Raw genomic sequence first — 19,953 nt, 5'->3', positions numbered from 1 at the left:
TTAAATTTGTTGTTTGAATTCTTTCATGCGAGGTAGGTGGCTGGCGATGCTCTTAAATTTATGGCCTTGTTGCTCATCCCATACCACTGGATAGTAGGGTTCCAACTCGGCCGCCAGCGCTTGGTTGTCTTGTGTTTCGTCATTAGTCGAAAACACACACATGCACTTGCCTTGGTTTTTGGTCCGAAACTCGGTCACACATTTGGTGGCAATATCCATGTATTCTTCGGGCCGGTCAATGCGCCCCACCATGTTCTCTTCGGGGTGCAAATTAGGATTAAAAATGACCGAACGAATGCCACTCAAAAAAGCAATCCGCTCACACCAATAGCCACCTAACCCCACACCAACCATGATCGGATTGGGATCATCACTGTTATCGAGCTCGCGCTTCACTTCTTTCAGAATGTGGGACATATCATGCTTAGGATGCAAGGTACTGTAAGTGACAAACCGAACGTCAGGATCGATGAATTGAAGTTGTAGGATCTTCTCGTGGTTACCTGGGCTGGTGGCATCGAATCCATGCAAATAAATAATCATGATGAGGTCTCCGTTACGCTGGGATTGCTAGGTCTGGAAAAGCCGCTATCAAGGTCTTGTAACGGTCACTTTGGTAAAGACAATCCCACTCATTTTTTGTGGAGTTTAACAGAGATTTTAACCTTTGCGAGTGAGGCGTGACATTTTGCCACTGGTCATCGGCCAGCAGTTGCTCAACGCCAGCCCGATCATTACACAGCAGCACCATATCGCAACCGGCTGCTAATGCGGCCTTAGCTCGCTGCGGATAACTCCCCATTGGCTCAGCACCTTTCATCGCCAAATCATCGGAGAAAATAACGCCATCGAAATTGAGCTTGTTGCGCAAACGATTCATCCAATACGGCGAGAACCCAGCTGGTTTGTCGTCCAATTGAGGATAAATCACATGAGCTGGCATCATGGCATCAAGCCGCTTGGCTGCAATTAACTGACTAAACACTCCTTCATCGCGGGCTACTTCGGCCTCTGAGCGATCGTCCACCGGAATGGCGATATGGGAGTCGGCAGCAACGCTGCCATGACCGGGATAGTGCTTGCCGGTACACTTCATACCGGCGTCGTGCATGCCATCGATAAAGGCTCCGGCAAGTTCGACAACTTGTTCTGGGTTGGCGCTAAACGAGCGATCGCCAATCACTTCGCTAATGCCATTCAAATCCAGCACCGGCGCAAAACTAATATCAATATCGCAGGCCAGCACCTCAGACGCCATCAGCCAGCCAAGCTCTCGCGCCAATTGTGTCGCGCTCCATGGGTGATCAGCCGTCAGTTGTTCGATGGCTGCCATCGCCGGAATCGGACTAAAGCCCAAGCGAAACCGTTGTACTCGGCCACCTTCGTGATCCACCGCCAGTAACAGCGGTTTGGCTGCCGCTTGGCGAACCGCTGCAACGAGCTCACAAACCTGCTGACGTGACTCAAAATTACGGCTGAAAAAAATTACTCCTCCAACGGAAGGATGCTGTAACAGTTCAATTTCATCGGCTTGCAGCTTGGTGCCCTGCAAGTCCAGCATCAGTGGACCCATGGTTTGTTTCCTTTGCTTGGTAGCGCTCTGCTAAATCAGAAAAATCGTTTTGCCATTTGGCCAAGGCTTTGTCGATATGGCTTTTTTGCTCGGCCGTCATACTTGCTTGCATCTGAGCATAGAGGCTGGCATATGACCAGCGGACTTGCTCGACATAACGGTCAAACCCCGCGACCGTGTCTTTGGCCAATAATAATGAGGTTAAATCGGCTTCTAATGACGGTTCCGCTCTGGCTTCAAATAATTGCCGCAACCGTGTCATCCAAAAGTCACCCTGTTGAGTGATCAGCTGCCGATCATAAGGTCGTTGCTTGGACCATTGCAGCAACATCTGCTGTTGTTCATCTGTCAGTTGGTCGAGCCACTTTTCAAGGCTGGACTCATTGTTGTCGTACCAATGCTGCTGCCACTCCTCGTCGCTGCGTTGGCTCGATTTTTCGCGCGATTCAGCCACTTGTTCGGTGAGATTGGCAAACACTTCTTCAATTTGCTCATCGCTCAAGCTGCGGATCAGTTTTGCCAAGCGAGGGATCGCTTCAGCTAATAAGCGCTGTTGATGGCCTCTCATTCGCTCAAGTTGCGCCAACCATTGCTCGGCATCCCATTGCTGCGATACCACTTGTTGGCGAAACAGCGCCAAATCGTCGGCATAGCGCGTCAACTCCTGTGACTGATGCCAAGCCAGCAATTCGGCCAGCTCATCGTCCAACAAGCGCTCTTGCATGTCATTTAGAGTGACATAGTCATCGACATACCAAGGCACGATCCAATCCATAAAGCGATAGGTGGTTTTGAAGCTACAGCCAACCAGCGTCATTATCAGGCTCAGTGCTAGCAGTGGTTTGAGCCACAATTGCAGTTTTCTATACATTGGTCACCAGAATCATCAGTCGAACAAGGATCACAAGCACCGCCATAAATACCCAGATATTGAGCAGCTTGCGATAATCATCGCAAGTGTCACGAAGGGCGCCTTCGGGTAGCGTCATATAGGCACGACGCCACATTGACAGCAACAACGGCCGCCAGCCCTTAAATTCGAATGATCCGTCTTCTGATGCAAGCATTTTTAGCAACTGGCGGCTTTGGCGCACCAATACCACAGTAAACACCAGCCATAACATCAACCAAAATAGCCATAGCGAAACCAGAAGATCCATCAGTTACCTTTTCTCTGAGTAAAATAGCCGCTCGCTTCAGCATACGAGCGCAATGCGTTATCTGGATGACACTAACGGCTGTTGCCGCTGCTCTAATTTGTGTTGCAACTCGAGCAACATGGCCTGCCATTGCATCGATTGATTCAGACCGCTGGCTGCCAGAATTGGTTGCCAGTGGGATAACCATGGCGCCCAGTCGGGACTTTGCTGCTGCAGCCGCTGGGCGATTGCTTGTAATTCCGTCCAGTGCGTTGAAAACATCAGATGCTGTGGCCCAAGCCCTGCAATGACTTTTTGCAAGTCAAGCAGCAAGGCCGATAGCCAATGATAACTCGCAGGGAAATCCGCTACCGCGTCGTCAATCAGCGCCATCGCCGCAGGCTCTCCTTTGATCACGGCAAGTAGCCTGACCAAAAAGGCATCGAGTTTGTTGTGCAGCTCGGAAGCAATAAATTGCTGGGTTCGCAGCGGTGCTCCGCCATTGAGTCTGAGGTGACTCAGTTCGGCATGAATGCCTTGCTGTTTTAACCAGTCTAAGGCCTGCTGTTCATCAGGCAGTGCCACCAAATGCTCCTGGCAGCGGCTGGTAATGGTGGCCACTAGTTGGCCGGCACTAGGCGCACTTAACAGTAAGAAGGCGCTCTGCCCCGGCTCTTCGAGAGTTTTTAGCAAGGCATTGGCGGCCGACTCCGTCATTTGCTGGGCATTGTTGATGAGTACTACGCGCGCCCCTTGCTGATGGGCAGTTTCCGATAAAGTGGCAATCGCCTGCCGAACTAAATCTACGCCAATGGTGTTTTTCTCTGCCTGCAACTGCAACAAATCTGGATGGCTACCGGCGGCAATCAATAAACAACTGCGACATTGGCCACAAGCACCGTCTATGGTTGGCGATGCACACAACAGCCGATGGCCAAGCCAACGCATCAGCTGCGATTTACCGATACCGTCAGGCCCTGAAAACAACACGGCATGGGGCAAACGCTGCTGGGCTATTTGATCCAACAGGCGCTGTTTACTGCGCTCCAACCATGGTAATTCGTGGCTAACGTTCATGTCAGTCTGCGCTACTGCCATTGTTGCACCGCTTGTTGTAATGCCCGCTCAATGTCTTGCTGGACTTGTTCGATGCACTGGCTGGCATCGATTGTCACGATACGGTCATCGGCCTGCGCCAATTGTTGATAGCGCGCTCGGGTTCGGTGGAAGAAGTCGATTGATTCCTGCTCGATGCGATCCAACTCCCCTCGCCCTCGAGCCCGCTCTAAACCAATGACAGGATCAATGTCCATGTATAAAGTCAGATCAGGCCTAAAGGCACCCAGCACCATGTCGCGCAACTGCGCCAGTAATTGCTGATCAAGCTGCCGACCGCCGCCCTGATAAGCCTGTGATGATAAATCGTGACGATCACCCAGCACCCAAGTGCCAGCGGCCAATGCTGGTTTGATTTTGGTCTCAACCAATTGCGCTCTGCTGGCGTACATCAACAACAGTTCAGTCATTGCTGCGGGCGCATCGTCAAGGTCCGGCCGCTTCACCAAGTCGCGGAGCGCTTCGCCCAGTTCAGTGCCGCCCGGCTCTCGGACATGCAACAATTCAACGTTCTGTGCGGCGATGAATTTTTTGACACAGGCTGCTGCGGTCGATTTACCGGCGCCTTCCAAACCTTCGATGACAATAAAGCGGCCTGCCACTGATTACTCCTTGGTACTGCTTCGATTCAATATGTATTGACGCACATTGGCATTGTGCTCAGCCAGCGTTTTTGAAAACACATGACTGCCATCACCACGACTGACAAAATAAAAATAATCGCTGCTTTCCGGTTGAACCGCAGCGTCGATTGCTGCTTTGCCCGGCATGGCAATTGGTGTTGGCGGCAGGCCACGAATGACATAAGTATTGTACGGTGTTGCTTCGCGCAAATCGGCTTTGCGAATGTTGCCATCATATCGTTCGCCCATGCCATAGATGACTGTTGGGTCCGTCTGCAAGCGCATGCGAGTTTCTAGGCGATTGTGAAAGACTGAGCTAATCAGCGCACGCTCTCCTTGCTGGCCCGTTTCTTTTTCTATGATTGAAGCAAGAATGAGCGCCTCATAGGCCGACTGCAAATGCTTTGATGCCACCTCACTGCGACTTTCCCACGCACCAGCGAGCACCTCGGCCATTTGCGATTGGGCTCGTTGCAGCAACGCTAGAACCGATGTCCCAGCGGTGTAAAAGTAGGTATCTGGGTAAAGTAGCCCTTCGAGATTGGCTTGCGCGACGTTAAGTTTGGCGAACAACTGTTGCTCATCACCGAGCAATTCAAGGCCGGTTAGATGACTAGCCTGCTGCAATTGCTGCTGCCAATCCAGCCAGCGGCTGCCTTCAACAAAGGTAATGGAAAATTGATGTTCATGGCCTTGGGCCAAATGCGCTAAAGCCTGCTCCAGCGTCAAGCCGGCTTCAATTTGGTAAGTACCGGCGCGAATCGCCCCCAACTCAGGGTGCTGCTTGAGTAACCAGCGCAACCAATTATGTTGATTGATCCAACCTTGCTGACGCCAGCTCCTGACGACCGCGTAAACGGATTGGCCCGGCGTAACAGTGACCAAAGTCGGCTGTTGCAATGTCACCGGCTGTTGCGCAAATTGCTTAATTTGATGACGCACGTAGCCATAACCGGCGGCTAAGGCCACCGCCAAAATCAAACCAGAAATAATGACAAGGCGTTGCCAGTTAACCTTCAATGGGGTCCAACTCCTTTTGTAATAAACGGCAAACAAAATGGGACTGATAATGTTGCTGCTCAAAGCTGATCACTGGCACAGGGCCAAATACGCTATTGCACAAAAACATCTCATCAGCTTCAGCTAACACCGCAGGTTGTACCCGCACCACGTGCACCGGCATATTACGCTCTTCACAAAAAGCCATCACCAAGCGGCGAAAAACACCATTTACCCCGGCCATTGATAAATCTGGGGTATAGATGGTCTGGCCTTTACGCCAAAACAAGTTCGATGCATTGCATTCAATGACATAACCTTGCGAGTCACAAAACACGCCTTCCACCGCACCTTTGCTGGCTAATTCTTGCTTGCCGAGGACTTGTTCCAGACGATTGAGGGTTTTGTGGCCGGCCAACAACGGCTGAATGCCCAGTTGTAAATCGGCCTGTATCAGTGCAACACCTTGCTCGCGCCATGGCTGACAATGATTCGGAAAAGCAAACAAAGCGACCGTGGTCAGTGGCTCAGTCACGCCTTCGGCAGCATAGCCTCGGCCACCTTGGCCGCGGCTAATGATGGCCTTGCCAACCATCAGCGGCGACTCCGCCGTAGCGGCCGCCGCCACCATTTGCTGCTCAATCTGGGGCCAATCCAGTCCGGCAATCGCCAGCGCCTGACAACCTTGCTGTAAGCGCTCGATATGAGCAGATAAATGTTGAATCTTGCCAGCAATCACTCGGAAAGTGGTAAACATGCCGTCGCCAAAGCTAAACGCGCGTTGCTGTGCGCTAACCAAGTCCGTTTGTTCACCATTTATCCACATTCGATGTTTCTCTTTATGCTCGCTGGCCAATTTGGCCTAGCTCAATTTAAGTTTGCATCCATATGCCAAGGCTAATTCTACTTCAGAGAATAGCGTTAGCCGGCTCCCCCTAGCATTTGCTCCTGCAATGCTCGGGGGGCGACCATCCAAGGTCATAAAAAAAGCCTGACAGCAGAAACTATCAGGCTTTTGGGAGGTAATAAAGCCGCGCTTTACAGCTTTTTGAACAGCAGGCTACCGTTAGTGCCGCCAAAGCCGAAAGAGTTACACAAGGCGTACTCCATTTCATGCTCAACAGCAGTATTTGCACAATAATCCAAATCGCAACCTTCAGATGGGTTATCCAAGTTGATGGTCGGCGGGATCTTTTGATCCTGCAGTGCAAGCACAGTGAAAATCGCTTCAACCGAACCGGCTGCACCGAGCAAGTGTCCAGTCATTGATTTAGTCGAGCTCACTTTCAAGTTGTAAGCATGCTCGCCAAATACCGCTTTCACCGCATTGCTCTCAGCGATGTCACCGGCAGGTGTTGAAGTACCGTGAGCATTGATATAACCAATCGCTTCAGGAGCTACGTCAGCATCAGCTACAGCGTTACGCATCGCAGCAGCGGCACCGGCACCATCGGCTGGTGGCGATGTCATATGGAATGCATCACCGCTCATACCAAAGCCAGACAGTTCGGCATAAATTTTGGCGCCACGTGCTTTGGCGTGTTCGTATTCTTCGAGCATCATAATGCCAGCGCCATCACCGAGGACAAACCCATCGCGATCGGCATCCCACGGACGGCTCGCTTTTTGCGGCTCGTCATTGCGAGTCGACAGCGCTTTAGCGGCACCAAAACCACCCATGCCTAAAGGCGTCGATGCTTTTTCACAACCACCAGCGAGCATTGCATCGGCATCGCCATAAGCAATCATCCGAGCGGCGTGGCCGATGTTGTGAACACCTGTGGTACAGGCTGTGGTAATCGCAATATTCGGGCCTTTCAGGCCGTACATAATTGAGATATGACCAGCAACCATGTTAATGATGGTGGATGGCACAAAGAACGGTGAAATCTTGCGAGGGCCGCCTTTGAGCAACGATTCGTGGTTCTTTTCAATTAAACCCAAACCACCGATACCAGAACCAATGGCCGCACCAACACGGTGAGCATTCGCTTCTGTGATCTCAAGACCCGAATCTTTCAGCGCATCAATACTTGCCGCGATGCCGTATTGGATGAAGTCATCCATCTTACGAGCATCTTTCTTCGACATATAAGCTTCAACATCGAAGTCTTTGATAAGGCCTGCAAAACGTGTCGAGTAAGCAGACGCATCGAAGTGTTCAATGGCGGAGATACCGCTTTGACCAGCCAGCAGGTTCGCCCATGCTGTTTGAATGGAATTACCGACGGGTGACAATAACCCTAAACCGGTCACAACTACGCGACGTTTGGACACATTTTCCTCCTGACTGTACACGTAAAATTAAGGCGGCTAAAAGCCGCCTTAATAATCAAAAAGTTCTGCTGCAATTAGTCTTGGTGCGCTACAACGTAGTCAACAGCAGCCTGAACAGTAGTGATTTTTTCTGCTTCTTCGTCTGGAATCTCAGTATCGAACTCTTCTTCCAGAGCCATCACTAGCTCAACAGTGTCCAGGGAATCAGCGCCGAGGTCATCAACGAAAGAAGATTCAGATTTCACTTCTTCTTCTTTTACGCCCAGTTGTTCAACGATGATCTTCTTAACGCGTTCTTCAATCGTACTCATGATAGGTCATTTCCTTTCTAGTAGCGCATTGCGCAAATTTGCGAGTAGTTTATTCAATCGAGTCCAAGAATCAAGATCCGAAATGGACTCATACGCTGGTCAAACCACAAAACACATAAATAATAGATGTTTTTTGAGATTTCATTGACCCAGTCGCACTTTTTAAATCATGTACATGCCGCCATTGACATGAATTGTTTCACCGCTGATATAACCTGCCACTGGTGATGCTAAAAATGCAACCGTGGCAGCAATCTCTTTTGGTGAACCCAAACGGTTCAATGGTACCTGGCTCATAATGGCTTGTTTTTGGCCATCGTCCAGCGCATGGGTCATGTCTGTTTCAATAAAGCCTGGTGCCACTGCGTTGACGGTAATACCGCGAGACGCAACTTCACGAGCCAAGGCTTTAGTAAAACCTAACAAGCCGGCTTTTGCCGCAGCATAGTTGGCTTGACCTGCGTTGCCCATAGTGCCGACGACCGAACCGATGTTAATAATACGACCCGCACGTTTTTTCATCATGCCACGGATCACAGCTTTAGAAAGTTTGAACAATGAAGTCAGGTTAGTATCAATGACATCTTGCCACTCGTCATCTTTCATTCGCATAAAGATGTTATCGCGAGTGATGCCGGCATTATTAACCAGAATATCAATATCGCCCTTGGCTTCTTTAATCGCCGCGAATACCGCATCAATGGATTCAGCGTCGGTAACATTCAATGCTAAACCTTGGCCGGCGTCGCCTAAATACTCACTGATCGCCGCCGCGCCTTTATCACTGGTGGCAGTACCAAACACATAAGCACCCAAGGCCACCATTTGCTCTGCAATTGCGCGGCCAATACCACGGCTTGCGCCTGTTACCAGTACGACCTGTCCTGTCAGATCTAACATGTTTCTATCCTTTTCTATTGTCGCGCTGAATTACTCAGCAGCGATCGATTCTGAACCTTCAGCTGTATTCACAGCTTTAATGGTCATGCGCTTTTCCGCGCGTTTAATCAGTCCAGTCAATACTGCGCCTGGACCTACTTCAAATGCTTCTGTGACGCCTTGATCGGCTAACCAAGTGACGGTCTCAGTCCAACGTACCGGGCTGAACAACTGACGAACCAAAGCCGACTGAATGGCTTCGGCCTCAGATTCAGTGGCCACATCGACATTGTTGACTACGACAACATCAGGTGCACTAACGTTCACTTGTTTTAACGTTTCGCCAAGTTTATCTGCGGCAGGCTGCATTAATGCACAGTGAGATGGCACGCTGACTGGCAGTGGCACAACTCGCTTAGCGCCAGCTTCTTTACAGGCTTCACCGGCACGAGTAACGGCCTCGGCTTGGCCGGCAATCACGGTTTGAATTGGCGAGTTGAAGTTAACTGCTGAGACCACCTCACCATTGGCGGCTTGTTCGCAGCATGAAACCACTTGGTCGGCTGTCAGGCCAATAATTGCAGCCATACCACCGGTGCCAGCGGGCACGGCGTCTTGCATGAAGCGGCCGCGCTGCTCAACTAGCTTAACGCCATCGGCAAAATCAATCGCACCAGCACACACTAGTGCTGAATACTCACCCAAACTATGGCCCGCCATAAAGTCAGGCTTAACGCCGCCAGCAGCAAGGTAAATCCGATACAAGGCGACACTGGTCGCGAGCAGCGCAGGCTGAGCGACAAATGTTTTGTTTAACTCCTCGGCTGGACCGTTCTGAATCAATTCAGCCAAGTCGTAACCGAGTGCTTCAGAGGCTTCGGCAAATGTTTGCTTAGCAACGGGATGCTCGACCCAACCACCGAGCATACCAACAGCTTGAGATCCCTGACCAGGGAACAGGAAAACGCGTTTAGACGCCATAACAAATCTACCTGTTAATTAATATTGAATGAGCGCGGAGCCCCAAGTGAAGCCACTACCAAATGCTTCAAGCAATAAGGTTTGGCCACGTTGAATTCGACCGTCGCGAATAGCCTCGTCCAACGCTAACGGTACAGATGCAGCGGAGGTATTGCCGTAACGCTCGAGGTTAACGACTACCTTATCCATACTCATATCCAACTTGCGGGCGGTTGCGGCAATAATGCGCAAATTAGCTTGGTGCGGCACCAACCAATCAATCTCGTGTTTATCGATTTGGTTGTATGCCAAAGTCTCAGTAACAATCTCGCTAAGCTTGGTCACTGCGACTTTAAATACTTCATTGCCCTTCATGAACAAATAATCGTCTGCCGAAGGTGGTTGACCATGGGCTGGCACCGCTGCTTTTAGCAGTTCAGTGTAGCGGCCATCGGCGTGCATGTGCGTCGACAGAATGCCCGGCTCAAGGGTTGATTCGAGGATCACCGCCGCAGCGGCGTCACCGAACAAAATAATTGTCGAGCGGTCGTCAGGGGCACACATCCGACTGAGGGTGTCGGCACCGACCACCAAAATGCGGTGAGCAAAGGTGGTGCGGATGTATTGATCGGCAACACTCAAGGCATATGTAAAACCCGAACAAGCGGCAGAAACATCAAATGCTGGGACGGCAGGAATACCCAATTCCGCTTGCAATTGGCAGGCTAAGCTTGGGAATGCCATGGTGTTACTGGCAGTGGCGACAATAATCATGTCGATATCTGAGGCGTCAATGTTTGCAGCCTCAATCGCGTTTAGTGACGCGTTTCGAGCCAGATCAGTAATGGTTTCATCATCACCAATGATTCGACGTTCAGCAATTCCGGTACGTTCCAAAATCCACTGATCGCTGGTCTCAACCATTTTTTCCAGATCCGCATTGGTACGAACCTGTTTCGGTGCATAGCTACCGGTACCTATAATTTTTGAGTGCATGAAAATCCAGTTAATTGCCTAATAATGCTGATTGCAGCATGTCAGCGATACGGTCAGGAACCTGACGTTCGACTTCGAGGACGGCCTCACTAATGGCGGAAGCCATTGCGCTGACATCAGCGTTACCATGACTCTTGACCACAATGCCGCGCAATCCTAACAAACTTGCACCATTGTACTGGTCGGGGTTCATCGCTTTTTTCAGCGTCACCACACCGGGGAATATCAAACCAATCAACCACTTCTTCCAACGCGGCAATTGCCCCCCAGGAAACATCTTGGCCAGCATCAAACTAGTCAGTCCTTCGCAGGTTTTCAGGCAAATGTTGCCGACAAAACCATCACAAACAACGACGTCTGCTTGGCCCGCGAAAATCGCATTTCCCTCAATGTAGCCACTATAGTTGATCTCTTCACATTGCTGCAGCAGCTGCGCCGTTTGTTTGATCTGATCGTTACCTTTGATCTCTTCTTCGCCGATGTTAAGCAGTGCAACGCGAGGCGCCGGGATATTCTCAACCACTTGGGTCATCGCCGAGCCCATCAGGGCAAATTGGAACAAAGTTTCGGAATCGCAATCGACATTAGCGCCCAGATCCAACATATGCAGACGACCGCCATCCATTGTCGGAAGAGCCGTGATCAATGCCGGTCGCTCGATGCCGGGAAGTGTTTTTAGCACCAGCTTTGACATCGCCATCAGCGCGCCAGTATTGCCAGCACTAACACAAGCAGCGGCATCACCAGCAGCAACAGCATCCAGCGCTTTGCGCATCGACGATTGGCGTTTAGAGCGCAAGGCACTAACCGGACGCTCGTCCATCTCGACCACTTGTTCGGCATGAAGGATTTGACAGCGTTGTTGATGATTGGCCGACTGCTGACGCAACCAAGGCTCGATAACAGTCTGTTGACCGACAAGAAGGAGGTTTAAGTTAGGGTGCTCAGAAAGAGCCAATGAGGCAGAGGATAAAGTAACGGAGGGGCCAAAATCGCCCCCCATTACATCTAACGCGATGGTTAGAGTATTCAAATTAAGTAAGACCTTACTTAACTTTACGACCTTTGTAGTAGCCGTCAGCAGTCACGTGGTGACGACGGTGAGTTTCACCTGAAGTCGCATCCACAGACAGCGTTGGACCACTCAATGAATCGTGTGAACGACGCATACCGCGACGTGAACGGGTAACTTTATTCTGTTGAACAGCCATGAGCCTTACTCCTCACTGTTTTTCAATTTGCTCAATACTGCAAAGGGATTGGGCTTTTCCTCTGCAGCTTCGTCTATTTCACCCCAGCTCATGTGACTCGACTGCTCGCATGATGCTTCATCATGCATGGGTGCGAATGGCACCGCCAGCAAAACCTCGTCTTCGATAAGCTGATGTATATTTACATCGTCAGCATCAGATAGCATCACCGGCTCGTAGCCTGCGGGAAGCTGCTCTGCTGCTTCATCATCTCTGACCGGACTGAAGGTGACATCAAGTTCAATATCCTCGATAAAAGGATGATTGCACCGTTGGCACTCTAACTGTAACTGCGTTCGGATTTGGGCCCGTAACACAGCTAAGTTCTGCTCGTCTCGGTCACATGCAAGGGTTACTTCCACACGGCCTTCGGGTAACGCCATCTCAGCTAAACGAGATAACGCTGAGTGCGGAATCACGCCATCAAAGCTTTGCTGCTTCTGAGCGGAGCGCACCGGATCAAGACTCACGGGAATGTTCACTTTTTGCATAGGGCGCGAATAATAATGATCGAATCCCTCTGAGTCAAAGGAAATTCATGGTTTTGACAAGAAAAATCAGTGTTCACTAGCCTGACAAGCCATGCTTCAATTCGTAAACTGTAAAAATCAGTCCATTGAACGAGCATGTCATGACCCGCCCCATTATTTTAGGCAGCACTTCACCATTTCGTAAGGCCATACTTGAAAAACTTGCCATTCCGTTTGTTTGCTGTGCGCCAGACGTTGACGAATCAGCCCGCAACAACGAGCAACCGAAGGATTTGGTCGAGCGATTAGCCATCGAAAAAGCTCAAGCGGTGGCGAAAAACTACCAGCACGGTTTGGTGATCGGCTCGGACCAGTTGGCCGTGGTCGACGGTATGGTTCTTGGTAAGCCTCACAGCCACGAAAAGGCAGTCACCCAGCTTAAAAACTCCAGTGGTAAGGTGGTGACCTTTTACACGGGGTTATGCTTGCTCGACGTTGAAAGTGGCGCCTATCAATCGTTAGTTGAGCCATTCGAGGTGCATTTCAGAACGCTGACTGACGCCGAAATTGAGCATTACCTAAAGCTCGAAACGCCGTACAAGTGTGCTGGCAGTTTCAAAAGCGAAGCTGCTGGCATCAGCCTCTTTAAAAAATTAGTCGGCGATGATCCAAACACCTTGATGGGAATGCCCTTAATTCGATTAATTGAGCTGCTGAGAAATCAAGGCGTTGATGTGCTTGCGCTGGCGAATGAGCACAACGGCAATCGCTAAGCGTTAGGTGATACCAATCCGTATGGATTGGTATCAGTAGCGAATACCGAACTTTCTAAAAAGGAAGTGCATCAGCCAAGCAGGTCCGATCAACAAGAAAAAGACGTCGGTGAAAAAAGATGGCTTTTTGCCTTCAATTTTGTGGCCGATAAACTGGCCGATCCAGGCCAACACAAACACAGCAATGGCGAACTGCCATAGCGGCCATGTCGCCGACCAAAGTGCGCAAATGGCGCAGCATAAACCGCTAAAGAGCAACATCCCTAGCATTAACATGGGCGACAGTCGCCAATAATAAATCAACACCGGAACAAGAATAACGGTCGCCCAATTGAGCCATGGATGGACTTTCAGAGGAAATGGCAGACTCCAAACTAGAGCAACCACGGTAAAGAAAATCACCGGAACGCACAGCCAATGAATCAATTTATTGGTGGCGTTTTGGTGACTGTCACCATATTCATCGAGCAATTGTTGTAGTTGTAATGTTGCCATCGATCGCTCCCCTTGCTGCACCACTAATGAGAATAAATGTTATTTGTAGGCAGCAATGAGATTAGCGTTTCAGTGGCGGGAAAAGTAGCGGCAGTCGCTGAAGATGCCAGCCACCGCACAGTTTTTCAAACAGCCGTTTAAGCGCAGTAGCATTAATCCATGCTTAACGCGACAGCATTGGCCCTAATGGCGCGCCACCAACCAAATGCATATGAATGTGGTAAACCTCTTGGCCACCATGCTTGTTACAGTTAACGATCAATCGATAACCGTTTTCGTCAATACCAAATTGCTTGGCGAGTTTCGCCGCGACGGTAAACATGCGACCAAGGGCTGCCTCATCGCTAGCGGTGACATCATTGGTGGTGGCAATTTGATGATTGGGCACAATCAAAACATGAGTCGGCGCACGCGGCGAAATATCGGGAAATGCCGTCACTAATTCATCTTGATATAAAATTTCGGCGGGGATTTCTTTGCTAATGATTTTGGAGAAAATTGTTGGTTCAGCCATATCCTTACCTTCTCGCTGAATAAAGTTTCGATTAGCATAAGCGAGCTAACCCTATGATTCCACCAGAGAGCTGTTTTCATGCCTAAACCCGCAGTGCATTACCGAGTTGAATTCGAACGCGCCAGTAGTCATTACTTCGATGTTTATTTGCAAACCGAAGCGCAAGGTCCGCTCACGCTGACGTTACCTGCTTGGTTGCCTGGTTCTTATATGATCCGCGATTTTGCTCGCAATATCGTTTCAATGACGGCGCGTTGCGGCGACATGCCACTGACGATTGAACAGCTCGATAAGCACAGCTGGCAAACCGAATCCGTTGACGGCCAAGTCACGATTCACTGCCAAATCTATGCTTGGGATTTATCGGTCCGTGCCGCCCATCTCGACTTGAACCATGGCTTTTTTAACCCCAGTAGTTTGTGCCTTGCGGTGGTCGGTTTAGAGCAACAAGCACATAGCATCGCGATTCAGCCGAGCCAACATGCCAAAAACAATCAGTGGAAATTAGCAACAGGGCTGGCTTCGGTTGAAGTCGATGAAACTGGCTTTGGCAGCTATGTTGCTGACAATTATGATGCCCTACTCGACCATCCAGTGGAAATGGGCACTTTTAGCGAAGCATCGTTTAACGTCGGCAACGTTCCGCACCGGATGATTTACACTGGCGCCCATCAAGGCGCCTTGCAACGCATCGCCAACGACGTGGAGAAAATCTGCCAAGCGCAGATCGAGCTGTTTCAGGATGACGCCCCCTTTGACCAGTATTTATTCATGACCATGGTCACTGGCAATGGTTATGGCGGCCTAGAGCATCGCAATTCAACCGCTTTAATGACCTCAAGAAAATCACTCATTAGCTCTGATGATGGCCCGAAAACCGATGACTACCGAGACTTCTTAGGCCTTTGCAGTCACGAATACTTCCACAGCTGGAACGTCAAACGGATTAAACCAGCTGAGTTTGTTCCCTACCAACTCGGCCAGGAACAATACACGCGGCAACTTTGGGCATACGAGGGGATCACCAGTTACTACGATGAATTAATGCTATGCCGAGCAGGCGTGATCAGTGAGCAAGATTACCTCAACATGCTGTCGGTGACGCTAAGCCGGGTCAGTCGAGGCGTTGGCAGACTGAAACAAACGGTTGCTGAGTCGTCATTTAATGCTTGGTCGAAGTTCTACAAACAAGATGAGAACGCGCCAAACGGCATTGTTTCTTACTACACCAAAGGCGCCGAGATTGCCCTTTGCCTTGATCTAATGCTTCGCAAGCACTCGCAACACCAAGTGTCGTTAGATGATGTGATGCGGCTACTTTGGCAACGCCACGGTAAAGCCGGCGTTGGAACCAGCGACAATACAGTCCAGCAATACGCCATCGAAGTGTTACTGCCTTATTGTCCCGAAGCACAAGCACTGCTCGCAGTGTTCTTCCACATCGCCGTCGACAGCACTGATCCGTTGCCAACCCAAGAGCTATTGCAATGGGCTGGGGTTGAGTATCAGTTGCGGCCCAGCTATGGCCCCAACGATAAAGGCGGCCCAGCACCGAGCAAGCAGCCCGGTAACCACCTTGGCGCTCGGCTCAGCGAAGCCGAGGGCGGCGCCAAACTGGCAGTGGTATTCGAAGGAGAGCCTGCCCAGCGTGCCGGACTGGCCGCTGGCGATACCTTGATTGCCATCGGCGGCACCCGAGTGACGGCCGCTAGTTGCCAGCAGGTATTAAATGAATTCGCCCAAGGAGCGGTGATCCAAGTTCATGCGTTCAGACACGATCAGCTGTTTAGTACCGAGTTAGCGGTGGAAGCGGCAGAGCCGTCACTGGTTGAGTTGACGATCGCCGATCAATCAAAGTTACACAATTGGCTCAATGTGTAGAGGATTATTAGGGTTGCTTGGGCTGCGCAACGATGGCAGCCCAGTTAAAACGATTACCGCTCGGCAAGTCAGTTTGCTTTCGGCATTGGTGGCACAAGTAATTGAGGATCAACGCGAGCTGACTTCCAATTCATTCGCCAATCAAGATGCGCTCCGGTGACCCTTCCCGTCGCCCCAACCAGTGCCACCGGTTGGCCTTGTTTAACCTCCTCTCCGGTTTTAACCAAAGAGCCAGACAAATGTAAGAAGGTCGAATTTACACCAAAACCATGATCAATAATCATGGTCCCACCTGAATAAAACATGTCGGGCACCCAGAGCACGATCACGCCATCGGCAGGTGCAACAACTTGAGTGCCCGTTGGTACTGCGATATCGACGCCAAAATGCGGTCTGCGAGGCTCTCCGTTATAAAAGCGCTGACTGCCATAGACGCCGGAGATCGGCCCCTCAACTGGCCAAATAAACGGTTGCATGAAGTCCAACCGTTCAGTCACCGGCGCTCGTGCAGCAGCGACCATACGGTTGTCTTTCTTCGCTCGTTCGATATCTTCAGGCTTGGGGTTCATGATGCGCTTGGCAATTCCCTCAATGCGCTGAATATTGAACTCTCGTTCAACGATATCCAGCGTCCGGCGCGCTTCTTTACCATTGGCATCGGTAACAATAAGCTCGCGGCTGCCGGTCGCATCGCGGCCAATACCGAAAACAAACTCTCCTGCGGGGCCAACTTCCAACGTCTGACCATGAAAAGTCACCACGGCTCCGGGCGATGCGATGCCGCGGACTAACGATCCCTGCACCGGCTCTGCAAGAAGCTCAACTTCGACACTGTGAGCCCCTGTTACGAATGCCGAAAAACCAAAAACAAGCAGCGCTAGCTGCCGTCGCCACAATCTATTAACCATGGGCAATCGCTCCTTTCCCAACACCTTCATAGGCAAAGATAGAAACTTCACCGGTCACTTCCGGCCATTTGTGTGTTTCGCGCAACATATATTCGGCCAAGCATTCCACTGTGGTGTCGGTGTCGATCAACTCAACAGCATTGCGCGGAATGGCTAACTCAAACAGGCCCTGCCCCGAGACATAGCTAAAGCCATAATGGGTTTCATCGCTAATGGCCAAGGCTTGCGGAGAGCGGTGAAGCTGCTCGATTCCTACCCTGTCTTCAATACTTCCTAAATAAATATCTTGCCAACGCTCTGCCCAACGTCGCTCCAATAAGTCATTGCGCATACCCGCATGCCAAACTTCAATCATCGACCGGTGGCCATGAGCGATTCGCTGACAGTTGCCATCGTGTTTTTTCAAACCGTGAGTGTAGTGGTAATAAGCCGAAGGAATTTCTTCCTCTCTTAGGGTCAATTCGATTTTGACCACATTGGCTGGCAGGTAACGCTGAATAATCGCGCCCAGATAGTCAGTCACCGAGCGCGCGCAAATCCGCTCCGTTGGTAGTAACGCTAAACCTTGCTGTGGGCAATACAAGTGAATGCCGCCGCTATCGCCGGCAAAGTCGAGCCATTGCATATCATGATCGCCTGCCGTCACGGTAGTCGCAGGATGCTGGCTAGGAACCAAGAGTTTGTGATCCACCTCTTCGTCGATAATCGCCTTTAAGCGCTTCTTAACCTGGCCAAAATCGAGCACCATGCTGTGTTGATCAAGCTGGCCATGGAGGACCACATCAACAATCCAGCTCTGGCCAACAACACCTCTGTTCGGGCACAAATAGGACGAATCAATGACGGTGAGATCTTTTACGAAAAGCTGCATAACCTACCAATTGGTCTTTGACTGAATGGTTCAAACTGAGTTTGGACCAAGCGCGGCCCAACTAAAACAAGAGAGTATACAATGCCGCAGGATAATTACTGCATTTAATCGCCACTGCGTTGCTGGCAGCTGACGATCAGAGCATTACTTCATATTGTGATGGCTGCGAGTCTACATCCTTTCCTGAGCGGTACACCACAAGACGATTTCTACCGGCAGATTTGGCATCATAAAGCGCCTCATCAGCGCGCCGAATCAAAGCTTCCAGCGGCAATTTACCGCCTGTGGCCGAAGCAATTCCAAAGCTTGCGGTCACTTCAATCTGTTGCGACATTTTATCCCGAATAGTCGCTAAGTTTGCCCGACAACGTTCGACCACGGCCTTAGTTTGGGCCTCATCACTACTTGGCAAAAATAGCGCAAATTCCTCGCCGCCGGTGCGCCCAACGATATCGCGCTTACGAATCGCCAAGCTCAACTGATTAGCAACATGCTTTAGCACTTGATCGCCAATGGCATGACCAAAGGTGTCATTGACGGATTTAAAGTGGTCGACGTCAATCATCACCACGGTGAATGGCGTTTGCTCAACAAGGCAGGCGCGATAGCGCTTTTCAGCCAGTTCAAGAGAGTAGCGGCGATTAAAGATGTTGGTTAATGAATCAGTTTGCGATAGCTGACGATAATGGCGATGCTCTTTGCGCGAGCGGATCAACATCACGAACAGCAAGGCACAGACACAGCAAGTGGCGAATAAGCCAAGAACGATCAGCCAGCGATGGGTTAAGGCGGCTTCTTTGCGCAGACTGGCCAACTCGTTTTCAGTTTTAAACAAAGTTATTTTTTGCTGCTCAGCAGTCGAGCTGAACCGAGCTTTTAGATAGGCCAACCGAATCGCTTTCGATTGCACTAATGATTGTTCCGACGCTTGCTGCAGCAATCGCTCATAATACAGCGCATCATCAAGGTCACCTAAGCGCTCCGCCGCTAATGCCGCAACTTGATAAGCGCCGACCAAGTCTTGCCATTGCTCGAGCTTGGCGCCCATGGCAATCGACTCTTTGGCATATTGCAATGCAAGATCAAATTGATTGGTGCGCAAATATAACTCAGCCAAGCTCAAATTAGCCTTAACGATGCCAGCTTTGAAGCCATTTTGCTGCAAGCTATTGAGCGCTTCAAACAAGGTTTTTTGCGCCGCTTCGTGTTGCTCTTCATAGGCCTGGGTGCGGCCATACCAAACCAGACCGGCGCCCACAAATAACGACTCATTAATAGCGCGACATTGCTCAATTTGGGCCTGTAACAAGCGTCCTGCCGACTCATATTGTTGCCGCAGGTAAGCCAGTTTGGCTTGGACGTATTGTGCAGAGCAAGATAGTTTGGGATCGGCAATCTCTTTGGCTAATCCTTGTGCTGAAGCAAGCCGCGATTCAGCTTGATCATATATTTGCGCATTGATCAGCAGATTGGCGGACGACGAATAGATCTCATACCGACGGCGAGGATCGGATTCCGGAGTCAGTAGAGCTTCGCCGCGATACATGTAATAAAAAGCCGTTTCGTATTGGCCACGTAGATTGGCCAGATTCATCAGCAGTGAATACGCTGCCAACTGGGAGTTGGGAAACTCAGTACGCTGAGCAATCGCAGACGCCAATTGCTCGGCTGTGCCATAGTTGCCGTCAAGCAATGCCAACTGGGCCTGAATAATGTTGATACGAGTTTGCTGCTGCAGCGTCAATTGGCTTTGATAACGTAAAATGTCATCAAGTTTTTGCTGCTGCATATGGCGACTTTTCCAGCGTTCCGCTTCTAATTCATTAATCGCTTGCTCTAGCGGTACCGAGACTTCCGCGGCAGCAGCAAAGCAATAAAACCACAAGAGCCCACCAATTAACGCGGCGGCTTGAGGGCG

At 50.5% G+C, this 19,953-nt stretch carries 23 protein-coding genes; 2 read left to right on the top strand and 21 right to left on the bottom strand.

Going from position 1 to position 19,953, the window contains the following annotated elements; all coding sequences use genetic code 11:
* The 16 genes from ycfP to yceD form a co-directional block, all read right to left on the bottom strand.
* A complete protein-coding gene (ycfP, locus tag IC617_RS03420) occupies window positions 1-543 on the bottom strand; it encodes an alpha/beta hydrolase YcfP (protein WP_191143572.1) in 543 nt (180 codons plus the stop codon).
* A gap of 13 nt (window positions 544-556) precedes the next feature.
* Window positions 557-1,573: a beta-N-acetylhexosaminidase gene (gene nagZ, locus IC617_RS03415; protein WP_191143571.1), complete on the bottom strand. Its 1,017-nt coding sequence runs from the start codon at window positions 1,571-1,573 to the stop codon at window positions 557-559.
* Window positions 1,524-2,444, bottom strand: a complete 921-nt coding sequence (locus IC617_RS03410) for a DUF6279 family lipoprotein (RefSeq protein ID WP_191143570.1) — start codon at window positions 2,442-2,444, stop codon at window positions 1,524-1,526. The genes nagZ and IC617_RS03410 overlap by 50 nt, the downstream gene beginning before the upstream one ends.
* The gene (locus tag IC617_RS03405; RefSeq protein WP_191143569.1) at window positions 2,437-2,733 is read right to left on the bottom strand and encodes a hypothetical protein; all 297 of its coding nucleotides are present in this window, start codon (window positions 2,731-2,733) and stop codon (window positions 2,437-2,439) included. Before IC617_RS03405 ends, IC617_RS03410 begins: the two co-directional genes overlap by 8 nt.
* Window positions 2,734-2,790: 57 nt before the next feature.
* Entirely contained in the window at window positions 2,791-3,810 is a 1,020-nt protein-coding gene (holB, locus tag IC617_RS03400) for a DNA polymerase III subunit delta' (RefSeq protein ID WP_191143568.1), read from the bottom strand.
* Window positions 3,801-4,430, bottom strand: coding sequence for a dTMP kinase (gene tmk, locus IC617_RS03395; RefSeq protein ID WP_191143567.1), 630 nt, complete (start codon window positions 4,428-4,430; stop codon window positions 3,801-3,803). Before tmk ends, holB begins: the two co-directional genes overlap by 10 nt.
* A gap of 3 nt (window positions 4,431-4,433) precedes the next feature.
* A complete protein-coding gene (mltG, locus tag IC617_RS03390; RefSeq protein ID WP_191143566.1) occupies window positions 4,434-5,471 on the bottom strand; it encodes an endolytic transglycosylase MltG in 1,038 nt (345 codons plus the stop codon).
* A complete protein-coding gene (gene pabC / locus IC617_RS03385; RefSeq protein ID WP_191143565.1) occupies window positions 5,461-6,276 on the bottom strand; it encodes an aminodeoxychorismate lyase in 816 nt (271 codons plus the stop codon). Before pabC ends, mltG begins: the two co-directional genes overlap by 11 nt.
* Before the next feature lie 212 nt (window positions 6,277-6,488).
* Window positions 6,489-7,727, bottom strand: coding sequence for a beta-ketoacyl-ACP synthase II (gene fabF, locus IC617_RS03380; protein ID WP_191143564.1), 1,239 nt, complete (start codon window positions 7,725-7,727; stop codon window positions 6,489-6,491).
* Between the two features lie 74 nt (window positions 7,728-7,801).
* Window positions 7,802-8,038 (bottom strand): acyl carrier protein, encoded by a 237-nt coding sequence (gene acpP, locus IC617_RS03375; RefSeq protein WP_087507193.1) that lies wholly within the window; start codon window positions 8,036-8,038, stop codon window positions 7,802-7,804.
* Window positions 8,039-8,200: 162 nt separating this feature from the next.
* Window positions 8,201-8,938 carry a 3-oxoacyl-ACP reductase FabG gene (gene fabG, locus IC617_RS03370; protein ID WP_191143563.1) on the bottom strand — a complete coding sequence of 246 codons (738 nt, stop codon included), beginning with the start codon at window positions 8,936-8,938 and terminating at the stop codon, window positions 8,201-8,203.
* A 30-nt stretch (window positions 8,939-8,968) separates the two neighbouring features.
* The gene (gene fabD, locus IC617_RS03365; protein ID WP_191143562.1) at window positions 8,969-9,898 is read right to left on the bottom strand and encodes an ACP S-malonyltransferase; all 930 of its coding nucleotides are present in this window, start codon (window positions 9,896-9,898) and stop codon (window positions 8,969-8,971) included.
* Window positions 9,899-9,916: 18 nt separating this feature from the next.
* Window positions 9,917-10,873, bottom strand: coding sequence for a beta-ketoacyl-ACP synthase III (locus tag IC617_RS03360; protein ID WP_191143561.1), 957 nt, complete (start codon window positions 10,871-10,873; stop codon window positions 9,917-9,919).
* A 10-nt stretch (window positions 10,874-10,883) separates the two neighbouring features.
* On the bottom strand, window positions 10,884-11,906 hold the full coding sequence (plsX, locus tag IC617_RS03355) for a phosphate acyltransferase PlsX (RefSeq protein WP_191143560.1): 1,023 nt from the start codon (window positions 11,904-11,906) through the stop codon (window positions 10,884-10,886).
* A 13-nt stretch (window positions 11,907-11,919) separates the two neighbouring features.
* Entirely contained in the window at window positions 11,920-12,084 is a 165-nt protein-coding gene (gene rpmF, locus IC617_RS03350) for a 50S ribosomal protein L32 (protein ID WP_087507187.1), read from the bottom strand.
* A 5-nt stretch (window positions 12,085-12,089) separates the two neighbouring features.
* Window positions 12,090-12,614 (bottom strand): 23S rRNA accumulation protein YceD, encoded by a 525-nt coding sequence (yceD, locus tag IC617_RS03345; RefSeq protein WP_224745747.1) that lies wholly within the window; start codon window positions 12,612-12,614, stop codon window positions 12,090-12,092.
* A gap of 140 nt (window positions 12,615-12,754) precedes the next feature.
* Here yceD and IC617_RS03340 point away from each other — a divergent pair, with 140 nt between their 5' ends.
* A complete protein-coding gene (locus IC617_RS03340; protein ID WP_191143558.1) occupies window positions 12,755-13,366 on the top strand; it encodes a Maf family protein in 612 nt (203 codons plus the stop codon).
* Window positions 13,367-13,399: 33 nt separating this feature from the next.
* Here the strand turns inward: IC617_RS03340 and IC617_RS03335 are convergent, their stop codons facing one another.
* Window positions 13,400-13,861, bottom strand: coding sequence for an Mpo1 family 2-hydroxy fatty acid dioxygenase (locus IC617_RS03335; protein WP_191143557.1), 462 nt, complete (start codon window positions 13,859-13,861; stop codon window positions 13,400-13,402).
* A gap of 163 nt (window positions 13,862-14,024) precedes the next feature.
* Window positions 14,025-14,375, bottom strand: coding sequence for an HIT domain-containing protein (locus tag IC617_RS03330; RefSeq protein WP_191143556.1), 351 nt, complete (start codon window positions 14,373-14,375; stop codon window positions 14,025-14,027).
* Between the two features lie 78 nt (window positions 14,376-14,453).
* Here IC617_RS03330 and IC617_RS03325 point away from each other — a divergent pair, with 78 nt between their 5' ends.
* Complete coding sequence (locus IC617_RS03325; RefSeq protein ID WP_191143555.1) at window positions 14,454-16,256, top strand: M61 family metallopeptidase; 1,803 nt, start codon at window positions 14,454-14,456, stop codon at window positions 16,254-16,256.
* 68 nt (window positions 16,257-16,324) lie between these two features.
* On the opposite strand, the gene IC617_RS03320 is transcribed toward IC617_RS03325, so the two are convergent.
* From IC617_RS03320 to IC617_RS03310, 3 genes are all read right to left on the bottom strand, one after another.
* Window positions 16,325-17,164, bottom strand: coding sequence for a M23 family metallopeptidase (locus tag IC617_RS03320; protein WP_191143554.1), 840 nt, complete (start codon window positions 17,162-17,164; stop codon window positions 16,325-16,327).
* On the bottom strand, window positions 17,157-18,035 hold the full coding sequence (locus IC617_RS03315) for a 6-pyruvoyl trahydropterin synthase family protein (protein WP_191143553.1): 879 nt from the start codon (window positions 18,033-18,035) through the stop codon (window positions 17,157-17,159). The genes IC617_RS03320 and IC617_RS03315 overlap by 8 nt, the downstream gene beginning before the upstream one ends.
* A 136-nt stretch (window positions 18,036-18,171) precedes the next feature.
* Window positions 18,172-19,920, bottom strand: a complete 1,749-nt coding sequence (locus IC617_RS03310; protein WP_191143552.1) for a GGDEF domain-containing protein — start codon at window positions 19,918-19,920, stop codon at window positions 18,172-18,174.
* Between the last annotated feature and the right edge of the window lie 33 nt (window positions 19,921-19,953).

Source organism: Neiella litorisoli, from assembly GCF_014773395.1.
In the GTDB taxonomy this organism is placed as follows: Bacteria; Pseudomonadota; Gammaproteobacteria; order Enterobacterales; family Neiellaceae; genus Neiella; species Neiella litorisoli.
This window is presented reverse-complemented; position numbering and strand designations above follow the sequence as displayed.

Excerpts from the sequence above, each read along its gene's own strand:
- ycfP (WP_191143572.1), bottom strand. The coding sequence starts at position 543 with ATGATTATTTATTTGCATGGATTCGATGCCACCAGCCCAGGTAACCAC.
- nagZ (WP_191143571.1), bottom strand. The coding sequence starts at position 1,573 with ATGGGTCCACTGATGCTGGACTTGCAGGGCACCAAGCTGCAAGCCGAT.
- IC617_RS03410 (WP_191143570.1), bottom strand. The coding sequence starts at position 2,444 with ATGTATAGAAAACTGCAATTGTGGCTCAAACCACTGCTAGCACTGAGC.
- IC617_RS03405 (WP_191143569.1), bottom strand. The coding sequence starts at position 2,733 with ATGGATCTTCTGGTTTCGCTATGGCTATTTTGGTTGATGTTATGGCTG.
- holB (WP_191143568.1), bottom strand. The coding sequence starts at position 3,810 with ATGGCAGTAGCGCAGACTGACATGAACGTTAGCCACGAATTACCATGG.
- pabC (WP_191143565.1), bottom strand. The coding sequence starts at position 6,276 with ATGTGGATAAATGGTGAACAAACGGACTTGGTTAGCGCACAGCAACGC.
- acpP (WP_087507193.1), bottom strand. The coding sequence starts at position 8,038 with ATGAGTACGATTGAAGAACGCGTTAAGAAGATCATCGTTGAACAACTG.
- fabG (WP_191143563.1), bottom strand. The coding sequence starts at position 8,938 with ATGTTAGATCTGACAGGACAGGTCGTACTGGTAACAGGCGCAAGCCGT.
- fabD (WP_191143562.1), bottom strand. The coding sequence starts at position 9,898 with ATGGCGTCTAAACGCGTTTTCCTGTTCCCTGGTCAGGGATCTCAAGCT.
- IC617_RS03360 (WP_191143561.1), bottom strand. The coding sequence starts at position 10,873 with ATGCACTCAAAAATTATAGGTACCGGTAGCTATGCACCGAAACAGGTT.
- rpmF (WP_087507187.1), bottom strand. The coding sequence starts at position 12,084 with ATGGCTGTTCAACAGAATAAAGTTACCCGTTCACGTCGCGGTATGCGT.
- yceD (WP_224745747.1), bottom strand. The coding sequence starts at position 12,614 with ATGCAAAAAGTGAACATTCCCGTGAGTCTTGATCCGGTGCGCTCCGCT.
- IC617_RS03340 (WP_191143558.1), top strand. The coding sequence starts at position 12,755 with ATGACCCGCCCCATTATTTTAGGCAGCACTTCACCATTTCGTAAGGCC.
- IC617_RS03335 (WP_191143557.1), bottom strand. The coding sequence starts at position 13,861 with ATGGCAACATTACAACTACAACAATTGCTCGATGAATATGGTGACAGT.
- IC617_RS03330 (WP_191143556.1), bottom strand. The coding sequence starts at position 14,375 with ATGGCTGAACCAACAATTTTCTCCAAAATCATTAGCAAAGAAATCCCC.
- IC617_RS03325 (WP_191143555.1), top strand. The coding sequence starts at position 14,454 with ATGCCTAAACCCGCAGTGCATTACCGAGTTGAATTCGAACGCGCCAGT.
- IC617_RS03320 (WP_191143554.1), bottom strand. The coding sequence starts at position 17,164 with ATGGTTAATAGATTGTGGCGACGGCAGCTAGCGCTGCTTGTTTTTGGT.
- IC617_RS03315 (WP_191143553.1), bottom strand. The coding sequence starts at position 18,035 with ATGCAGCTTTTCGTAAAAGATCTCACCGTCATTGATTCGTCCTATTTG.